This window comes from Fictibacillus sp. WQ 8-8 (assembly GCF_024494405.1).
GTDB lineage: Bacteria > Bacillota > Bacilli > Bacillales > Fictibacillaceae > Fictibacillus_C > Fictibacillus_C marinisediminis.
Genome location: NZ_JAMXKG010000014.1, coordinates 56,662 through 77,181, shown reverse-complemented (window position 1 = coordinate 77,181; position 20,520 = coordinate 56,662). Strand labels below are relative to the sequence as shown.

Sequence of the window (20,520 nt, the reverse complement as noted above, 5' to 3'; positions counted from 1 at the left end):
AGATAATTGAGGAAGAAGTTTAAGAATATTCGAAAGAGGTGTGAGTGAAGTGAAAAGAATATTGGATTGCAGAGCGTCAGATTTTCTCCAAATGAGAAAGAAGGAATTCAAACAAGCAATCCTTGCAGCAGAAGGAAGAACTGTAATTGCTGAAACGGTCGTTACATCACAACCTCTGCTCCCTGAAGTTTCAAACCCGGAAGTGCAGTATTAGGAAGCAGAAATAAAACTTACAAAAACACAAGAGAAAAGCGTGCTTGGAAATGGTTTTTTATATTTTACAAAATTTTCAGAATATACTAGACAAATTATGAACAGGAAATATATACTTGTTTTATGAATACGTATTCAAAGCCCCAGTCAGCATAATTGCTACAAAATTTTACCGATAAGAGGTGATCTTTAAGTTTTTAGGACCAAGCTTGATCATTTTAAATTGAAGTTTGTTCTTATTCGGAAGATTGATGTTTCTTTTTATGAGAGCGCTACCAATTTAATGAGGGGGTTTACAGGATGAAAGCAAGTAAAAAACTATTAACTGTTATCATTGCGTTAATATTGATTAGCTCTATGTCAGTGGGATGTTCGCAATCTAAAACGTCAAATGCTTCTGAAACCAATAATACCGGTTATCCGAAAAAGCCCATTGAAATGACTGTCGGTTTTGCGGCGGGAGGGCAAGCGGATATTGTTACGCGCATTGTGGCAGAAGCTGCCAGTAAATATCTCCCAAACAAGGAGTCCATTGTTGTATCGAACAAAACTGGGGCAAGTGGATCCATTCAATTAGCGGAACTCTTTCAACAAAATCCGGACGGGTACAAGCTAGGCTCAGTGACAACGGGTAATCTTATTATCCAACCAAATATGGGAAATACACCATATAAGTCTAACGATTTTGCACCGATATCACTGTTAAACTCCGCTCCAAATCTGTTAGTGGTAAAAAGTGATGCTCCATGGAAGACATTTGATGAGTGGTTGGACTACGTAAAGAAAAATCCGTCTAAATTCACCTATGGAACTGCAGGTACAGGGGATACAAAGCATGTGGCCATGGAGACGTTAAATGTTACTTACGAAGTTAAAACCAAGCATGTTGGTTTTGATGGTTCCGCGGAGTCTATAACCGCTCTACTAGGAGGACATATCATGGGAGCAATAGTAGGGGTACAGGAAGCGAAACCCCATACAGATGCAGGCAAAATGAGAGTATTAGCTAACTTGGGTTCATCAAAAACAGATGTTTATAAAGATGCCCCGTTCTTGAAAGAGAAAGGTTATCCAGGGTTTGATACATGGACTGGTATACTGGCACCAAAAAACACGCCTAAGGATATTGTTCAGGCCTTAGACAAGGCATTCGAAAAAGCATTACAACAGCCAGAAGTATTGGCTCAATTTAAAAAAATTGGTACAGAACCGACTTACGCTGGCCCCGAAGAATTCAAGAAGATTATAAAAGCATCTACAAAAACAAGTGCCGAGATAATGAAAAAATCAGGGTTATCCGAGAAACAGTAGAGCAGTAAATTATTTTTTCTTTTAACAAAATTTCCTTATGAAAGAGGGGGGAAAATGAGAAGCCAAAATGCAGGAGTATGGGCTGGTTTAGTTATTTTGATTTTTGGAGTATTAATGTTTGTTCAGTCTCTTTCTTATCAATATTCAAGCAAGTTGGGACCTGGTCCAGGAATGTTTCCGTTGTGGTTAAGTGGTATTCTAATTGTCTTTTCTTTTTTTTATATCATCAGATCAATCAGAAAAGAAAGAATCACATTTGCAGAGATCTTACCTAAAGGGAAAGACTCAAAACAACTTTTGAAAGTACTTACAGCGTTAGTGGGATTTATTCTGATTGTATCGTTTATTGGTTTTATTATGACAGGGATTATATTTCTATTTATTCTCCTGTCAGGTGAATACAGATGGTATATAAATTTATTAATATCTATTGGAGTAACCATTTTGTTATTTTGGGTGTTTCATGGACTTCTAAGTGTTCCTCTGCCGGTTAACAATTTTGGCTTCTAAAAAATAAAAGGGGGGAGGAGAATGGATTCGCTTCTTCAATTATTACAAGGATTTGAGACAGCGCTCACCTGGTGGAACCTGCTCTATTGCTTACTCGGAGTTATAGTTGGAATGCTAGTAGGTGTGATGCCTGGACTTGGGCCAACTGCAGGAACAGCGATATTGCTACCGATTACGTTTGGAATGGAACCTGTGTCTGCAATAATAATGTTGTCGGGGATATTTTACGGTGCAATGTATGGTGGGACAATAACATCAGTCTTAATCAATACACCAGGGGAGGCTGCGTCTGTTATCACTTGTATAGATGGACATCAAATGGCTAAACAAGGAAGGGCAGGAGCAGCTCTTGGAATTGCGGCAATCGGTTCATTTATTGGAGGAACGATTGCGATTATAGGGCTTACGTTTATAGGACCGCCTCTTGCCAAATTCGCTTTGAGTTTTGGTCCTCCTGAGTTTTTTGCCCTAATGACCCTAGGTTTAATGATGTTGTTGGGACTGATGGGGAAATCATTGCTACGAGGGTTAATAGCTGCGGTTATTGGACTAATTCTATCCTTGGTTGGAACTGACTCAGTTTCAGGTGTTGCGCGGTTTTCCTTTGGTCAAATGGAGTTAATGAATGGTTTTGATTTTGTCATAGTGGCTATGGGATTGTTCGGTGTTTCTGAAATATTAATTGGTGCCGAGAATATAGCAAAATCGGAGAAAGTACCAAAAATTAAGGGATTGTTCCCTAAAAAAGATGAATGGAAAACTTCAATGATCTCAATTACCAGAGGGACTGCCATTGGATTTTTCTTGGGACTGATACCTGGAGCTAATGCCGTGATCGCGTCACTTGTATCTTATTCAGCTGAGAAAAAATTTTCAAAAGATCCGTCCCGTTTTGGGAAAGGTGCAATAGAAGGTGTGGCAGGTCCTGAAACGGCAAACAACGCATACAGTGGAGCTGCTCTAATCCCGTTGTTAACGTTGGGTTTACCCAGTTCGCCTACTGTGGCTGTGCTATTAGGAGCATTTATTATGCATGGTTTAACACCGGGCCCAGCCCTATTCCAGAACAATTCACATTTTGTATGGGCGGTGATTGCCAGCATGCTGATTGGTAATGTACTTCTCCTTATTATGAATCTTCCATTAGCGGGAGTCTGGGCAAAAATCGCTTTGATACCTTATAAACTATTGTTTCCACTTATTTTAATTATTTCTATGGTAGGAGCTTATAGTGTGAAAAACAGCCTTTGGGATGTTGGTGCTATGATCATATTTGGGATTCTTGGTTATTTTATGAAAAAAATGGACTTTCCACTTGCACCTACTGTATTAACATTCGTTCTGGGAAAACAAATTGAATCTTCTTTATTGAGGTCTTTAACTATCTCAGAAGACGGCTTTCTGATCTTTTTTGATAGACCAATTTCCGCCATTCTTATTACGGTCACATTACTCATAATCGTTATTAGTCTATTTAGCGAAATAAAGAAAAAAAGGTCAATTCTTGCCCATGATGTGGAAATATAAAATCGTTTAGAGTTATTTCACAATTTATGAATACGCATTCAAACAGGTTTACAAGTAAACAATTTTCATAAGGTAAAGCGAAACCTCTTTGAAGTCATTTGATTAAATTTGATAAGGAGTGATAGAAATGGATCTATTCGGTGAATATGATGTGGTGGTTGTAGGTGCAGGGGTAACTGGTGTTGTAGCTTCTATCCGGGCAGCGCGTGAAGGCATGAAAACCTTGCTGGTTGAGGGAAGTGGAGTTTTAGGAGGCCTTGTTACCGGAGGCCGATTGACAAAGCCAACCGGTTTGGTTAACGGTGGAGTATTTAAGGAATTGATTAATCGCGCAGCGGAGTATAAAGGGGCAGACAACCAAACTAGACGTTCATATTGGGGAAGTTATACTGGAGTTTTCGACGCTGAAGTCATGCAACGTGTGATTATCGATGTGGTGGAGGAAGCAGGCGTGGAAGTACTGCTGCATGCCCACGTCACGGATGTAGTCCGTGAAGGTAAACAATTGAAGGGGATACAGATTCGTACGAAGTCAGGAACCAAGCTTGTATTGGCTAAAGTTGTAATCGACTCATCCGGGGATGGTGATGTAGCCAGCTTAGCGGGAGCTGAATTCATGCTCGGCCGGCCACAGGATGGACTAACGCAACCTATTACTTCCTATTTTAGAGTATTAAACGTAGACATACCTGCCGTAGCTCAGGATTTTAAAGAAAATAAAGAAGATATGTGGGAGCTTGTAGTTCCTGATAAAGAGGGAGCAACAAACGAAGATTATGCAATCGTCTTTTTTGCCACAGGTTTGACGAAGCGTATTGAGGAAGCCAAGAAAGACGGCTTCAACTGGATTATCCCCAAAAACCATATAACGTTTAAAGCGGGACTTATTCCGGGTGAATTAAATATCAATGTCACAAGGTTCCATGGAAACGGGTTAGACGAGCGCACATTGAGCCGTGCGGAGGTCGAAATTCGCAAACAAGCTTATAGTGCATTTGATTTTCTAAAAAAATACGTACGGGGCTTTGAAACCTCCATATTTCTTGAAGTTGCGCCGAAACTTGGCATTAGAGAAACTCGTAGAATAGTGGGAGAATATATATTGACCGAAAATGATGTGAGAAGTGAAGCCCGATTTGAAGATGCAATCGGACTCAGTAATTGCCCTGTTGACGTGCATGAACCCGGCGGAGAAAAAGCAATTATGGATAACGTCGGAAAAGGGTATGGCATTCCTTTAAGATGTTTAATTCCGAAAGAAGTGGACGGACTTCTGGTTGCCGGAAGGTGCATTTCGGTAGACGAAATAGCTTTTGGTTCAACTCGAAACGTTCCTGCATGTGCTTTAACAGGTGAAGCTGCTGCTGTAACCGCCGCAATTGCGGTTCAAAATAGCTTATTGCCGCGAGAGGTTCCAATTAAAGAAGTTCAGAGAGGACTGATCGAACATAACATTCCTTTAGGAACTCCAGAAACTACTTATAATCCTATTTAAGATTGACTTCTTGTATGGAAACCGCTCATTTTTTGGGCGGTTTTGTTGAACACAATGAATAGTTATTTTTATACTTAATAAGTAAATGTGGTTACGTATTTATATATGAATGGCAAGGGGTAGGTATTGGATTATGGTGTCATCAAAAGATGTTGCAAAGATAGCGGGTGTTTCTCAATCTACTGTTTCTCGGGTACTAAATAACCCTGAAAGTGTCAAACCAGCAACACGCAATGTAGTTTTACATGCTATGAAGGATCTTAGTTATCAGCCTAACCTAATAGCTCGCAGCCTTGTTACCAATAGCACAAGGACGTTAGCTCTAATCACTGGCACGCTTTATAACGGGTTTTATGTAGAAACTACAACTTCAATTGTTAATTTAGCAACAAGCCGTGGTTTTAAAACGATGGTTTACTTTGAAGAGGCGATGCCATTACGTGATGTAATTGATACGATCAGAGGGAACAAGTTAGAAGGCGTTCTGATGTCATCAATTAAATTGGAAGACCCTATTTTCCATGAGATTGAGAACTCAGGCATTCCATATATGCTGTTTAACAGGCGACCGAAAAGCGGGGGTAATTATGTTGTTTTGGACAATATTTTAGCTGGAGAAATCATTACCCAACATATCTTGGAATTAGGACACAAAAGAGTTGCCTACATTTCAGGGGATATCCATGTTTCGACTCATTACGAACGAAAACTTGGTTTTGAAAGCGTAATGAACAGGGAGGAAATTCCTATTCATCCGGGATTGTTCCATATTGTTGATACAAAACCAGACGATATAGAAAAGGTAACCTTAAAGTTAATGCACATGAGTGAACGGCCTACTGCTATTATTTGCGGTTCAACAGCGATAGCATTTTCCTGTATGGATGCAATACTATCCATGGGGCTTCGAATTCCAGAGGACATTAGTCTGGCAGGGATGGATAACGTAGGCATGGCTTCTCATCATGCGATTCAGTTGACTACTGTTGGAAACTCTAAATTTAAGATGGGCGAAATTGCTGCTGATAATCTGATTGATATGATTGAACAAAGAGAAACAGTCAGTCAACCCCGACAGATTGTGCTTCAACCAGAACTAATTATACGTAAGACAACCGGATTAAACAGAGTAAAGGAGTTCTAAAGATATAACAGAATAATTCCAAATAAATAAGAGGAGGAATTAACCTTGGCGAGATTCTTAAAAACGGGCAAGAATATGGAAGAACAGCAAAGGGCAGAAGCACAAGTATATGAAACTGTACGCGGAATCATTAATAATGTAACAAGTAACGGTGATAAGGCTATACGAGAACTGTCTAATAAGTTCGATCAATGGTCTCCTGAGAGTTTTCGAATGTCCCGATTAGAAATTAAGGAAATAATTAAAACAGTCTCAGAGAAAACGATAGATGACATCAAATTTGCACAAGCTCAAATACGTAGATTTGCCGAGGAACAAAGGTCTTCCATAAGGGATGTTGAAGTGGAGACCCTCCCGGGGGTTACATTAGGTCATAAGAATATTCCAGTCAACAGTGTGGGTTGTTATATCCCAGGGGGACGGTATCCTATGGTCGCATCCGCCCATATGAGTATAGTTACAGCAAAAGTGGCTGGAGTTAAACGTATCATTGCCTGTACGCCCCCGATTAACGGCGAAATTCCTGCTGCTACTGTTACTGCCATGCATTTAGCGGGTGCAGATGAGATATATATTCTTGGAGGAGTTCAGGCACTGGCGGCTATGGCCCTAGGAACAGACACCATAGCTCCTGTCGATATGCTTGTAGGTCCCGGGAATGCATACGTGGCCGAAGCTAAAAGACAGCTTTTCGGACGAGTTGGAATTGACCTGCTTGCAGGACCAACTGAGGTCTTAGTAATTGCGGACGATACAGCAGATGCGGAAATGGTTGCTTGTGATATATTGGGTCAAGCTGAACACGGACCGACTTCTCCTGGAGCTCTTATAACCACTTCTGAAAAATTAGCTGAGGAAACCCTTGAGGAAATTCAACGCCAATTAACAACTCTCCCAACGGCAGAAGTTGCTCGAGTTGCGTGGGAAGAGAACGGAATCATAATTTTGGTTGAAAATGAAGAAGAAGCAGTGTTCGAAGCTGATAAGTTATCTTATGAGCATGTAGAGGTACTTACTGAGAATCCGGATTATTATTTGAACAACATGACAAATTATGGTGCTTTATTCCTTGGCAAGGAAACAAATGTTGCCTATGGGGATAAGGTGATCGGAACAAATCACACTCTTCCCACAAAGGGGGCAGCTCGCTATACAGGAGGACTCTGGGTAGGTAAATTTATAAAAACTTGTACCTATCAAAAGTGTACACCAGAAGCAAGTGTTTTTATTGGAGAATATGCTGCTCGTTTGTGTGAATTAGAAAATTTTATGGGTCATAGGGAACAAGCGCTTTTACGTGTACGCCGGTATCAAACCATTAAAAGTTGACTTATATAGGTTAAAAAGTAATTAAAAGGGTTGGGATCCTTTCAACTGGCCAAGACCCAATAGCTGGATGAAAAAAGTCATTGTTGCTGATGAGTGAACTGATAAGTAAGCTCTACCTTCCTGCTAACATTTTCAATAGAAACTGTTCATTCGAATAGAACTTTCATGAGACTTTTATCGGGGTAAACAAATGAGGGAAAGTTGCTAAAATTTTTATGTTACTTTTAGTACGTTGTACCTTGTTTGCGAAAGTTAACTGCATCGGAGGGTAACAATGATAGTGTTATGGTAAAGCTTTACTGCAGATCGCCTACGAGGGGAAAAAGGCATTCTTTCAATTGAATTTTATTTTTGGAGGAGGGGTTAGTTGGATGAGCATTGAATTAAAAAAAGTACTCATCAAAATGCCTATTGTCTCTTCCTACTTCATTCCCAAGGTAGCGATTCTAGATCCAAACTTACTCCTTAATCTTGCACCTAAGTTAGTGGCATCCCAGGAATGGATGCTCTAACTCACGCGATCGAATCTTTAACCAATAATACGCAAAATTGGTACACTGATTCATGTGCTTTGTAAGCTATCCGTCTTATAGGAAAAGCGATTAGACCTCCACTGCGAATGGAAATATACCAGATCTTAGCCAAATGTTATACGCCAGCACACTGGCAGGTATTTCCACCATTTCACGTTTAGGCTTAGTTCATGCTAAGTCGCATCCTATAAGTGGTCTAGCTGGTGTTCCACATGGTGTCGCCAATTCTATATTGGAAAGGCTACACTAAGTTGGACAGAAAAATTAAGGTCAAGTAGACTACAGTCTATGTTAGAGGAGAATCTACGATGACTAAGAAAGAACGCCGGACATTTACTCCGGAATTTAAAAAATAGATCGTTCAGCTTTACCAAAATGGAAAACCAAGAAAAGATCTTATTCGGGAATATGAACTCACGCCTTCATCATTGGATAAGTGGGTGAATCAAAGCTTGAATTCGGGCTCGTTCAAGGAAAAAGACAATTTGTCTCCAGAAGAAAAAGAACTGTCCAATTAAGGAAAGAAAACAAGCAGCTTCAAATGGAGAATGACATTTTAAAGCAAGCTGCGCTGATACTAGGACGAAAGTAAATGTGATCAAAAACAATCAACACAAATACTCGATATCAGCAATGTGTAAAGTCCTGCAACTTTCCAGAAGCACGTATTATTATGAGGCAAAAGAAAGGGCTTCAGAAGACGATTTGACGTCTCACATCATTGAAATCTTTCAAAACAGCCGACAAAACTACGGAACTCGAAAAATAAAGGTGGAATTGAAAAAGCTTGGGCATGAGGTGTCCAGACGCCGTATTGGCCGGATTATGGGTGAACAAGGACTGGTATCCGTGTATACTGTCGCCCAATATAAACCGCATTCCAAGAACTGTAACGATTCCGATGAAAACAATGAAGTAAATCGAGAATTTGATCAGGAAGAAGAATTATCCGTCGTAGTAAGCGATTTAACATATGTGAGAGTCAATCAAACATGGCTTTACATATGTGTCTTTGTCGATCTCTTTAATAGGGAGATTGTTGGCTTTAGCACAGGTCCAAATAAAGATGCGAAATTGGTTTATCGGGCATTATCGTCCATCAAAAAAGATCTCCGAAAAATCAAGTATTTCCACACCGATCGAGGCAGTGAATTTAAAAACAAGCTAATTGACGAAGCTTTAAAGACGTTCTGCATCAAACGATCATTAAGTATGAAGGGCTGCCCTTAAGATAATGCGGTAGCAGAAGCCACGTTTAAAATTATCAAGACAGAGTTCGTTAGAGGTCACCATTTCGCTAGTTTAGAAGATTTAACAAGAGAATTTCATGACTATGTTCACTGGTTCAACCACATTCGAATTCACGGAACTTTAGGATACATAAGCCCTATCGAATACAAACTTGGACACCTTAAAAAAACTGTCTAGTTTAGTGTTGACAATCCAAACGGAAAGTACCATACTCCGCAAGAAGCATATATCGTTCTTGCAGAAGTACTTTATCCTTACTCAAGTAGATAAAGAACAGATGCTGCCAAGTAGAAAGTAACTCGTGTATCACAATCGCATTGGCTGGGCGAGGACATACTTGAAAAAGGCTATACCTTCTCCCCACCACTAGTAGGGGTGATCTTTTAACCATTGTGCGTATTTACGTATCCCCGTTTTTAACTCAACTTCAGGATGGTATCCTAAATCCTCATTTGCGCGAGAAATATCGAACATGGCATTGGCATCCAGTACATCAATCGTTCCTGGCCCAATCTTTATTTCTGCTTCCGGAAACAATTCTTTTACGTAGGAAACCAGATAAGTATATGAAATTTGGTTTCCGCCTGTAATGTTATAAACGTTATAACGGAGATTGGGAACAGTAGCTGCTAAAAATGCCGCACGTGCTACGTCACTTACATGAACGTATTGGAAATGGTAGTCGCTTCCGCGTTCTTCAATGGTTGGTTTATCATCAATGGCATTTCGTAATAAGGTTTTCATATAACATTGCATGAATTGACCGGGTCCGTATATCCACCCTGGCCGTAACGAATAAATTTCCATCCCATACAAATTTGAATAAACAGCTGCTAATTTTTCTGTGAATACTTTTGTAGCGCCATATGGCGTGGTAGGTTCAAGTGAAGCCTCTTCTGTAACAACACCAAGATCCGCATTATTTCCATACGCACACTCTGAACTGAAATTAATAATACGATTAATGTTAGACAACCGGCAAGCTTCAAACACATTCGTAGTGCCAACTGCATTTGTCATAACGGTCTGATACGGAATTTCTCTTGAGAAATAAGGATGTGAAATGGCAGCTGTGTGAATAACGGCATCAATCTGGTGTGCTCGTAAGGTCTCAAGCATCAGAGGTAAATCGCTAAGATCTCCTTGCAAATAACAGAGTTGTGGATCTTCGTTATTTTCTTTTACTCTCCGATCGTAGCTTACTACATGATAATTTTTTTCACGAAGCTGGCGAACCAACTCATTCCCTAAAAAACCCATACCGCCAGTTACAAGAATATTCATGCAGAACCTCCTCAAGTTTTCTAGTAAACAATCATTGTTGTCTCCCTTAAAGAATTAATAGGGATGTACGTCTACCGAAAACGTTCCTTTTTGCCATTCCTCGTAAAGTGCATCTAAAGAACAGAACATTACCCCGTCAAATGTTTTTATGTAAGTAATAAGATTATCCAGCATTTTTATTCTGGAAGGGCGGCCGATAATTTCAGGATGCACGGTAAGTATAAAATGGCGCCCTTCTTCGTAAAGGGCCTCAAATTCCGCTTTCCACATACGCAGCACCTTATCCGGCTCTTCAATGACCGCCCCTACCTGCGGCATCGCAGAATAAGCAAATTGTTCCCAGTCGTCAAGCATCCAAGTTACAGGAAATTCAAGCAGCCATTTTTCTTTTGCCATAATAGCATAAGGAACATCGTCACCCATTAAGCTGCTATCGTAGACGAAATCGTGTTTAACCAAAAGGTCGATTGTTTGAGGCGTAATCTCCCATAAAGGTGCCCGATACCCCCGAGGAGATTGTCCTGTAATTCTTTCTACGATTTCTTTCGATCTTATGATGATATCTTCTTCTTTATAAGAAAGAGTATCGGTGCGTTCGTGGTTATACCCGTGGCAGCCAATCGGGTAGCCCTTTTCTGAGATTGTTTTTACCAGTTCTTCATCGATTTCTGCTGTATAACCAGGAATAAAGAATTGAGCAGGAATCTCATGCTTCTCTAATAGATTTAGAATCCTAGGGACACCATTGCGTCGTCCGTAAGCACCGGCGGATAATAATGATAATCGTTTTTTATTTTCCTCATCTAAAATCCAGGAAGCTTCAGCATCCACATCAAAACAAAAGGTAACTGCAGCCTTGGCTCCATTCGGCAATGAAAATGGTTTCATTTTCCATTCCAACTTTCTATGTCTTTTTACGTTCATTTCTGATTCTGTAAACAAGTGCAAATATAGCTTGCAAGAAACTATAAAACAACTCTTTACATATTCTTCTTTTAGGAAAGAAGGATTTATCAAACCTTATTCTGGAGTTATCTCCGTTTCTTTCTTCCAACTGTTTGTCGTTTCTGTTCGATTTTTCATCTTCATTTTTCCGTAAAGTACCCAGAGAAGGCCGGTAAAGAGTACAAATGCACCGATATACCAAGCACTATATAAGTCATCTGGATTAACAGGTTTCGCTCCAGCCGTATATCCTATATAACCCAGCACTCCCATTGCAAGAAGAGGAAGAGCAGAAGCCATCGCAGCTTTCCCAGCTGAAAAACGGCGAAACATGGCGATCATAAAAGAGAGCAGAACGGTAATATAAGAGATTACCAGTGTTATGGTAATTACATCATAATACCACTGTAATTTTACAATTGGTTTGAACCATATAATGGCAATGGACCAGCTTGTAATAATGGCCGAAGAAACCCAAGGGGCCTTTGCTTTATTAACTTTTCCAAAGAAAGAAGGCATATGGCCTTCTTGGCTCATCCTGTAAGCTGTACGTGTTCCAGATGACATCGAAATTTGCATACCCGCTGCCGCAGACGTGATAACCACAAACAAGGCAATCCACGTTAAAGAGGAAGGGAGATATTCTTTAGCCACTGCAGCGATCGGCCCTCCATTGCCATTTTCAACAATCGCAGATAGTGTTTCTACCGGCACCGCATACTGCCAGCCAATCGCTGCTAAGCTATAGATAAGAAATGCGGAAGAAAGAACAAGAAGTAACGAACGTTGAATGGTTCGAACAGGTACTTTTGCTTCTTCAATAAAATTAATCGTAGAGTCAAAATTGGCAAGCATCCACACTCCAAAAAGAACACCAGGACCAATTGCGGACCATCCACCCTCGGAGGGCGTGTACATCGATAACAGTGAAAGATTCTCTACATGCGGATTAATAATTCCAAGAACCCCAAGACCGGCTACAACAAAAATTTCAAATATTAAAAAGATGGAGGCTAATTTTGCTGTCACTTCTATGCTGCGCAAGGCGATCAAGAAAAAGAAAAGGAGCATAATGGTACCGATCACTTTGGCTAAAACAACTCCTTGCAAACTTGGAATCATGGCTTGTATGTAAGCGGTTCCAATAAGAGTAGTCATAGGCACAACAGTCGCGCATGCAGCGATATATGTCCACCCAAGAACAGTCGCGGCGTCTGGATGAATGAATTTGGAGGCAAAAGTAAAAACACCTGCAGAGGACGGGGCTTGTCTAGTTAAATAAACCATACTAAGTGCAAGCACTAACATCGGAAAGAAATAGGCTATTAAAATAGTGAGTGGAGCACTATGACCCATTATACTATAAAGAATGGACATAGAGGAGGCAGCTACCCATGCGGGTGCATTAAATCCAAGGGCAGCGATTGTTATATCAAACGTTCCCAGTTTTCCCTTATTAAGTGTAGTTGGAAGTTCCTTAATACTGCCTTCTCTATCATAACCGATAAATTCAGTTAGCTTCACTTTTCTTCCCCCTTAACGTTCAATTGTATTTCTACCCGTTCATAACCCCTCCGCCATTTACGCCTAGAACCTGACCCGTAATAAAGGATGCACTTTCCGTACTAAGAAAAAAGATGGCCTCCGCAATTTCACATGGAGTCGCAAGCCTTTGTATTGGATAACGTGCCGCTTCTTCTTTTATATAATTTTCTCCTAACGCTGTTACCATAGGCGTCAGCGTACCTCCTGGAGCTACTGAATTAACAAGTATACCCTGTGAGCTAAATTCCCGGGCTAAACTTTTTGTGAGTGCAATAATACCGCCTTTGGCTGCACTATAATGAGCAAGGTTTTCACAGCCAATTTGTCCAAGATCAGAGGAGATGTTAATAATTCGGCCACATTTTGATTTCATCATGATACGAAGGGCCTCTCTGGCACAATAAAACGTCCCATATAAATGAACCTTCATCATTCTGTCCCAGTCTTCATCCTCTATTTCTAGAAATGATGATTCCTGAAGGATCCCGCCGTTATTGACCAATACGTCCAATCTTTCGATATCTTTAAACATATTTCTAACTTCTATAGAAGAAGAGATATCTCCTAATTTAAGTTCACACCTTCCACCTCTGTCCTCAATGATGGATTGAACTTCATATACACCTTTAGAATCCGGTAAATCATTCAAAAAAACAGTTGCTCCGTGTTCAGCAAACAATAGAGCTGTTTCTTTCCCGATTCCTCCTCCTGCACCTGTAATAAAAACATTCTTTTCTGTCATGTTTATCAACTCCGCATCTCTTCAGATAAGACTAGATTTTTATGATTTATTGGTTTTAAACATTAATTTATGTTTATTAAGTTTGTACAGGCGCACTCATTTCACTCATTGGTTGTGTAATTCGTTTCTTCCAAGCCACAAGAGATATAAACTCATAAGCCATACTTGCTGCCGCAAGGGAGGTGACACGGGCAGGGTCTCGGTCGGGAAGAACTTCAACAATATCAAAACCAACAAAGTTCAGCCCTTTTAGGCTTCTAATGAACTGCTGGGCTTCATAGGTTGTAAATCCGCCTGCTTCAGGCGTACCGGTTCCAGGAGCATAAACAGGGTCTAAAAAGTCTACGTCAAATGATAAGAAGACGGGCTGATTGCCAACTCGCAGATGAATTAGTTCATATAATTCAATAGGCGTTAATTTTTTTAATTGGTCCGTAGAAAGTACTTGATAGCCCAATTTATCTGCATCATTTATATCATCTGCACTATAAAGAGAGCCCCTCATTCCAATTTGGATTGATCGAGAAGGATCTACGATTCCTTCCTCTGCTGCCCGGCGAAAAACGGTGCCATGGGTATACTTTTTTCCAAAATAGGAGTCCCACGTGTCTCCATGAGAATCAAAATGAACTAAACTTATCCTTCCATACTTCTTTGATACAGCCCTTAAGTGAGGCAATGTAACGGAATGGTCGCCGCCAATTAAAATAGGTATCACCCTATGATCAATCAATGATTCAAGTTGTTTCTCAATTAAATCATAGGACTCCATTATATAGCCGGGATTTACATCAAGATCCCCATAATCAACGCCAGAACAATACTGAAATATATCTATTTCCTGGCCTGGATTATAAGGACGCAGAAGAGAGGACATGGACCTTACAGCTTCCGGGCCAAAACGTGTTCCTACTGCAAAGCTGGCTCCTGTATCAAAAGGGACACCAATAACTGCAAAATCTATGTCCTTCTCTGTTTTGACATAAGGCAAGCGCATAAATGTTTTTATTCCTGAAAAGCGCGGAGAATGAAGTGAATCGATCGGTTCGTATTTTTTGGACATTTTGATTCCTCCTTTTACAATTTTCAATTTATAGATGCAAGAATTGTGCCAACAAATAAATCCCGAAAATATAGCCGCCTCCTAGTTAAAAATGACTAGGAGGCTAGCGAATGTATTTTTGTATTTTTCGGTTTGCTGTTGACTGGCTGATACCCAGAATTTTCGCAAGTTTAATACTGCTTGGATATTTTTTGTACAGTCCTTTTATGTATTCTTTTTCTACTCTTTCGATATAACTGGCTAAGGTAAGTTCGGCCTCATTATCTTCAATACGATCTCTAATGAAAACATTGGTCATAGAGATAATCTCTTCATTCGTGGTAATAAATGTTTTTTCAATGAAATTTCGAAGTTCTCTTACGTTGCCCGGCCAATCCTGCTGAATAAGCCATGCAATCATTTTGGGAGAGAATCTTTTATTTATTTTGTACTTCACGTTAAATTCTTCAGCGATTTCATTTATTAAAAAAGAGATATCTTCTCTTCGTTCTCTCAATGGAGGAATCACTATCTTTATTACATTAATCCGGTAATATAGATCCTCTCTAAATCTTTTTTCTTCAATGCATTTCTCAAGGTTTTGGTTTGTAGCACAAATAATCCGGCAATGTAAATTAATCTTTTTACTACCGCCTATTCTTGTGATGGTTTGATTCTGTAAAACGGACAATAATTTTACTTGAAGGTTTATAGGAAGTTCAGCGATTTCATCGAGAAACAGAGTACCGCTTTCTGCTAATTCAAAATAACCTTTTTTTCCTCCTTTTTTTGCACCTGTAAATGCCCCTTCCTCATATCCAAATAACTCTGATTCAATTAATGATTCTGGAATGGCACCGCAATTAATCTCCACAAATGGGGCTTTTTTTCTCTCTGATAATTCATGAATTATTTTCGCAACACGGTTTTTTCCTACACCCGATTCTCCTTCTAATAAAACAATAACATCCAAATCGGCAACCTTTGATATGATGTCAAAGATACTTTTCATTTTTTCATTTATGAAATAAATGGAGTTATAGTTATTGCTTTTAAGCTCTGCAATTTCTTTTTTATATAAATCGATGGTTTTAGCTACTTCCTCATTTCGTCTTTTTAAATGTTCAATCTCTGTAATATCCCTTGAAAAACTTATAACCCTGATCACTTTTCCATTCTCATCGAAAATAGGATAAGCAGACACTAGGCACTTTCGTTCTGTCACTGTTTCCTGTACGAAGGATTCTATTTTCTTACTTTTTAATACTAATGCCGTGACAGATGGGTTTAAAATTCCTTCTTTTTCTAATTCGAATACGTTTTGATTCATCAAATATTCAGCTGATACTCCGTATATTTCTTTGCATGAAGGACTAACATGGATTATTGTTCCGGAAGCATCGGTGATAAAAATTTCATCAAAGGAATAGTTGATGATGTTTTGAAGCAATACTTCATTAGTTTTAGATGAGACCATTTTACAAAACCTCCCTAGTCAAAAATAATTATATATTATTCTTTTTTGACTATCAATTACGAAAAGTCTGTCAATTCAAAAAAACGGATTTATAACAAAGCCTTCTAAACTATGTAATTAATCACGGAATATGTAAATTGAAAAAATCCCCGGGTTTATCCCGACCGTTCTCCAAACACTGTTTTGTTATATATGGCAACAATTTTGGGCATAGCCTTGGACATTCCCTTGGACTAGTGATCCATGAAAAGCCGGCAATGCGATCTACGGATGATACCGTTTTGCAAGAGGGTATGGTGATAACCGTAGAGCCGGGAATTTATATTCCAGGTTTCGGCGGAGTAAGAATAGAGGACCTTGTTGTCATTACAAAACATGGGCATGAAAATTTAACAAAATCAACAAAAGATTTGCAAAATATTCCATCATTAATGGGGGTATAAAGGGATGAAGATGAAGAAAAGTGTCTTTACTTGGTTTAGTTTTGTGCTAATGGCGGCCCTTTTATTAGCAGGTTGTTCCGGGAACAGTGACCCGGGCAGCCTGGGAGAAACGGCTTCCAAAAATCAGGAGGATTCTGGCAATAAAGATCTAATTATTGCTGTGTTATCTGATGCAACTAAATTAGATCCGCATTTAGGAACAGACATTCCTTCAGCAAACGTTTATCACGGGAAGATTTTTGAAGGGCTTGTCAAGCAGGATGAAAACATGGAAGTACAGCCTGGCCTTGCAACCGATTGGAAGAAGGTTGACGAATTAACATGGGAATTTAAACTTCGTAAAGGAGTCAAGTTCCATGATGGTACTGATTTTACAGCAGAAGCGGTTAAGAAAACGATTGAGCGTGTTCAAGCAGAAAAAACGGGATCTCCTCGTGCGAATTTATATGAAATGATTTCTGAAGTAAAAGTGGTCGACGATCATACGGTTCAATTAATTACGGCGTATCCTTATGCTCCATTATTAGCAAATTTGTCCCATTACTCTGCTGGAATTATTAGCCCTAAATCAATCGATTCAGGTGAAGAAATTGGACAAAAACCAGTCGGTACCGGTCCATTTAAGTTTGATAGCTGGAATCCTGGACAGGAAATTAAGCTAATAACAAATAAAGTATATTGGGGAGAAAAACCGACTATTAGCAGTGTGACATTTAAAGTGGTACCGGAAGACTCAACACGTATTGCAATGGTAGAAACAGGGGATGCTCATATCGCTGAACCAATTCCTGTTACAGAAGTAGAGCGAACTGAAAATAGTGACAGCATGCAATTAATCAGAAGCGACGCACTTGGAATTGATTATATCGGTTTTAACGTCAAGAAGGAGCCCTTCAATAACGTAAAAATCCGCCACGCAATCAACTATGCTATTGAAACGGAAGCAATCATTCAAGGAGTTTATAATAATGTTGGAACCGTGGCAACAGCTCCAATGGGGCCTGGTGTGTGGGGATATAACAAAGATTTAAAAGGGTATAAATATAATATCGAAAAGGCAAAAGAACTATTAAAAGAAGCTGGATTTCCCGATGGATTTAAAACAACGATTTGGACAAATGACAACAAAGAACGTATTGATGTTGCCGAAGTTGTTCAATCCCAGCTAAAAGGCATTGGAATTGAAGTTGAGACAAAAGTGGTCGAGTGGGGAGCTTATTTAGAAGCCACTGCAAAAGGTGAACATGACATGTTTGTCCTTGGATTATGACAGGGGATGCCGATTATAACCAGTATTTCCTTTTCCACAGCGACGCAAGAGGAAATCCAGGAACCGTGCATTCTACAGTAACCCTAAAGTAGATGATCTGATTAATAAAGCTCACCAGTCAACGGATGAAGAAGAACGGAAAAAATTGTACAAAGATGCGCAAGAAATTGAAATAGAAGAGGCACCTTTAGTATTGCTTCGCAACGAGGAAAACATGGCGGTTGCCGGTAAAAATGTGAAAGGATTCTGGATGCATCCATCCAGAACATACATGATCGAAAAGGTAAAACTACCATAATATAATAGAAGCTGCTCGGCTGACCTTGCAGCTTTTTTTCTCTTCGAGCCGATCATGTCATTTCCTCTTCTTTCTTATGGAAAGGGGGGTGAGACTAACATGAAGCAATTAGACATGTTCTTTGCCTTTTTCAGAGTCGGCATGCTTGGCTATGGCGGGTCGCCTTCTTCCATTCCCCTCGTTCATAAAGAAATGGTCGATAAGTAAAAAAGGATGAATTCTGAAGAATTCATCGACTTCTTAGCCCTTGGAAACGCCTTGCCAGGGCCAATCGCTACTAAAATGGCCGGCTAAATAGGCTATCGATCCCAGGCATGCTGAATGCATTGGTAGCTTCGATACTCCCTACGATCACTCTCATGATTCTTCTTTTAAAGTACTGAATCGCAATTAATTCAAGAAGCAGACCACTTTTACAAATTATTTGAGAGATCTTACAGGTAATGTTAATTATTACTAGATTATGACGATAAGTTTTAAATTGCCTTAAAGAGAAATAAACCTCTACACCATATTTCTATTTCGTGTCTAAGAAATTAATTAGAGGTTAATTGACTTATAAGAGGAATATAGACAAAGAGGCAACAATAATTAAGAGAGGGATGGAATTTATGTCATTTAAACTGGAAGAATCAACGATTGAAAGCATTCATTTAGCGATTAAATCTGGACAAGTTACCTGTAAAGAAATTGTTGAAATGTATTTGAAAAGAATTGAAGATTTTGATAGAAATGGGCCAGAAATCAATTCAGTTATTACCATTAACTCCAATGCTCTTGAAGAAGCGGATTACCTTGATCGTCTGTATAAAGAATCAGGTAACTTTATAGGATCCTTACATGGAATCCCAGTACTCGTTAAAGATCAAGTAGAAACAAGGGATATTACAACAACGTTTGGATCAGTAGCATTCAAGGACTATAAACCAAAGGAGGATGCTACTGCTATCCAGAAACTTAAACAGGCAGGCGCCATAATACTGGCCAAAACCACACTTCCAGACTTTGCGACGTCTTGGTTTGCCTTTTCTTCAGCTGCTGGCGAAACCAAAAACCCATATGCACTAGATCGTGATCCAGGAGGTTCGAGCAGCGGAACAGCCGCTGGAGTGGCCGCCAATTTTGGTGCAGTGGGCATTGGGGAAGATACCGGCGGTTCCATACGGCTTCCTGCTTCATTTAACAATGTTTTTGGCGTACGGGTAACTACCGGACTAATTAGCCGAAGTGGAATGTCTCCATTAGTACATTTTCAAGACACTGCAGGACCAATGACCCGTTCTGTACGAGATGCAGCTATTCTTCTAGATACATTAGTTGGTTACGACCCTAAAGATGCATTTACAACAGCAGCGTTGCATGCAAAAGACGCAGGCAATTATGCACATCAGCTTCAAGAGGACGCACTAAAAGGAGCACGGATTGGCATTCTTCGTGAGGTTTTTGGGCCAAAAGAAAACACGGAGTCTTCCGAAGTGAATGAAGTTGTGAATGAAGCGATTAAATCGATGAAGAATGCTGGTGCTAAGATTATTGATCCTGTTTCCATACCTAATCTCGAAAATTATATTGACGATACCGCTATGTACCTTGTTCAATCCAAACATGATGTTAATAAATTTATTCAACAGAGACCGGATGCTCCCGTATCTTCTATTGATGAGGTTTTCAACAACGATCAATATCATAAACTGCTGGATCTGCTTAAGGATATAGTTAAAGGGCCAACCAATCCAGAAGATTATCCAGGGTACTATAAACAACTTTTCTCCCAAGTGAAATTTCGTCGAGAAATAGAAAATGTAATGGCCCAGCACCAGCTTGATGCAATTTTGTTTCCCGATGTTCAAATCCTCCCACCACTAAAAAAAGAATTATATAAAGAAAAATGGACAGTATTAACCTTTCCTACGAATACCCTTATTTCTTCACAATCAGGACTTCCATCCATTTCAATGCCCGGTGGATTTACAAAGGATGGCATTCCTGTAGGTGTACAAATCATGGGGAAAGCCTTCGATGAAGCAACTTTACTCAAAATTGCTTATTCATTTGAACATCATGCTAGCCCACGTAAGGCCCCAGATATTCAAAGAGAATTTGTGGGTAAATAATGTACGAAGTAAAAAGGCATTAAACGATGCCTTTTTATCTTTCAATA

15 protein-coding genes and 4 pseudogenes are annotated in these 20,520 nt (G+C 39.6%); 13 read left to right on the top strand and 6 right to left on the bottom strand.

All coding sequences use genetic code 11. From position 1 onward, the window contains the following. Positions 1 to 49: 49 nt before the first annotated feature. From M1K46_RS21265 to M1K46_RS21225, 9 genes and pseudogenes are all read left to right on the top strand, one after another. A complete protein-coding gene (locus tag M1K46_RS21265; RefSeq protein ID WP_256227600.1) occupies positions 50 to 214 on the top strand; it encodes a hypothetical protein in 165 nt (54 codons plus the stop codon). A gap of 299 nt (positions 215 to 513) precedes the next feature. Further along, positions 514 to 1,524 (top strand): Bug family tripartite tricarboxylate transporter substrate binding protein, encoded by a 1,011-nt coding sequence (locus tag M1K46_RS21260; protein WP_256227599.1) that lies wholly within the window; start codon positions 514 to 516, stop codon positions 1,522 to 1,524. 54 nt (positions 1,525 to 1,578) lie between these two features. Continuing rightward, positions 1,579 to 2,034, top strand: a complete 456-nt coding sequence (locus tag M1K46_RS21255) for a tripartite tricarboxylate transporter TctB family protein (protein ID WP_256227598.1) — start codon at positions 1,579 to 1,581, stop codon at positions 2,032 to 2,034. 21 nt (positions 2,035 to 2,055) lie between these two features. Further along, on the top strand, positions 2,056 to 3,561 hold the full coding sequence (locus tag M1K46_RS21250; RefSeq protein ID WP_256227597.1) for a tripartite tricarboxylate transporter permease: 1,506 nt from the start codon (positions 2,056 to 2,058) through the stop codon (positions 3,559 to 3,561). A 127-nt stretch (positions 3,562 to 3,688) separates the two neighbouring features. Beyond that, complete coding sequence (locus M1K46_RS21245) at positions 3,689 to 5,056, top strand: FAD-dependent oxidoreductase (RefSeq protein WP_256227596.1); 1,368 nt, start codon at positions 3,689 to 3,691, stop codon at positions 5,054 to 5,056. Positions 5,057 to 5,189: 133 nt separating this feature from the next. Then, entirely contained in the window at positions 5,190 to 6,200 is a 1,011-nt protein-coding gene (locus tag M1K46_RS21240; RefSeq protein WP_256227595.1) for a LacI family DNA-binding transcriptional regulator, read from the top strand. A gap of 45 nt (positions 6,201 to 6,245) precedes the next feature. Continuing rightward, entirely contained in the window at positions 6,246 to 7,529 is a 1,284-nt protein-coding gene (gene hisD / locus M1K46_RS21235) for a histidinol dehydrogenase (RefSeq protein WP_256227594.1), read from the top strand. 371 nt (positions 7,530 to 7,900) lie between these two features. Next, positions 7,901 to 8,041, top strand: a complete 141-nt coding sequence (locus M1K46_RS21230; protein ID WP_256227593.1) for a hypothetical protein — start codon at positions 7,901 to 7,903, stop codon at positions 8,039 to 8,041. Between the two features lie 377 nt (positions 8,042 to 8,418). Continuing rightward, positions 8,419 to 9,490 (top strand): annotated as a pseudogene (locus M1K46_RS21225) (IS3 family transposase). Positions 9,491 to 9,679: 189 nt separating this feature from the next. On the opposite strand, the gene M1K46_RS21220 reads toward M1K46_RS21225, so the two are convergent. From M1K46_RS21220 to M1K46_RS21195, 6 genes are all read right to left on the bottom strand, one after another. Continuing rightward, a complete protein-coding gene (locus tag M1K46_RS21220; RefSeq protein WP_256227592.1) occupies positions 9,680 to 10,597 on the bottom strand; it encodes an NAD-dependent epimerase/dehydratase family protein in 918 nt (305 codons plus the stop codon). 54 nt (positions 10,598 to 10,651) lie between these two features. Next, positions 10,652 to 11,485 (bottom strand): polysaccharide deacetylase family protein, encoded by an 834-nt coding sequence (locus M1K46_RS21215; RefSeq protein ID WP_256227591.1) that lies wholly within the window; start codon positions 11,483 to 11,485, stop codon positions 10,652 to 10,654. Positions 11,486 to 11,617: 132 nt separating this feature from the next. Then, positions 11,618 to 13,066: an APC family permease gene (locus M1K46_RS21210; RefSeq protein ID WP_256227590.1), complete on the bottom strand. Its 1,449-nt coding sequence runs from the start codon at positions 13,064 to 13,066 to the stop codon at positions 11,618 to 11,620. A 31-nt stretch (positions 13,067 to 13,097) separates the two neighbouring features. After that, positions 13,098 to 13,829, bottom strand: a complete 732-nt coding sequence (locus M1K46_RS21205; protein WP_256227589.1) for an SDR family NAD(P)-dependent oxidoreductase — start codon at positions 13,827 to 13,829, stop codon at positions 13,098 to 13,100. Positions 13,830 to 13,905: 76 nt separating this feature from the next. Further along, positions 13,906 to 14,892 carry an agmatinase gene (gene speB, locus M1K46_RS21200; RefSeq protein ID WP_256227588.1) on the bottom strand — a complete coding sequence of 329 codons (987 nt, stop codon included), beginning with the start codon at positions 14,890 to 14,892 and terminating at the stop codon, positions 13,906 to 13,908. Positions 14,893 to 14,995: 103 nt separating this feature from the next. Then, positions 14,996 to 16,348: a sigma-54 interaction domain-containing protein gene (locus M1K46_RS21195; RefSeq protein ID WP_256227587.1), complete on the bottom strand. Its 1,353-nt coding sequence runs from the start codon at positions 16,346 to 16,348 to the stop codon at positions 14,996 to 14,998. A gap of 191 nt (positions 16,349 to 16,539) precedes the next feature. Here M1K46_RS21195 and M1K46_RS21190 point away from each other — a divergent pair. From M1K46_RS21190 to M1K46_RS21175, 4 genes and pseudogenes are all read left to right on the top strand, one after another. After that, a pseudogene (locus M1K46_RS21190) lies at positions 16,540 to 16,791 on the top strand (M24 family metallopeptidase); the annotation flags it as partial. A 4-nt stretch (positions 16,792 to 16,795) separates the two neighbouring features. Next, a pseudogene (locus M1K46_RS21185) lies at positions 16,796 to 18,359 on the top strand (glutathione ABC transporter substrate-binding protein). A 99-nt stretch (positions 18,360 to 18,458) separates the two neighbouring features. Beyond that, positions 18,459 to 18,733, top strand: a pseudogene (locus tag M1K46_RS21180) (chromate transporter); the annotation flags it as partial. A 237-nt stretch (positions 18,734 to 18,970) separates the two neighbouring features. Next, positions 18,971 to 20,473 (top strand): amidase, encoded by a 1,503-nt coding sequence (locus tag M1K46_RS21175; protein WP_256227586.1) that lies wholly within the window; start codon positions 18,971 to 18,973, stop codon positions 20,471 to 20,473. Positions 20,474 to 20,520 lie beyond the last annotated feature (47 nt).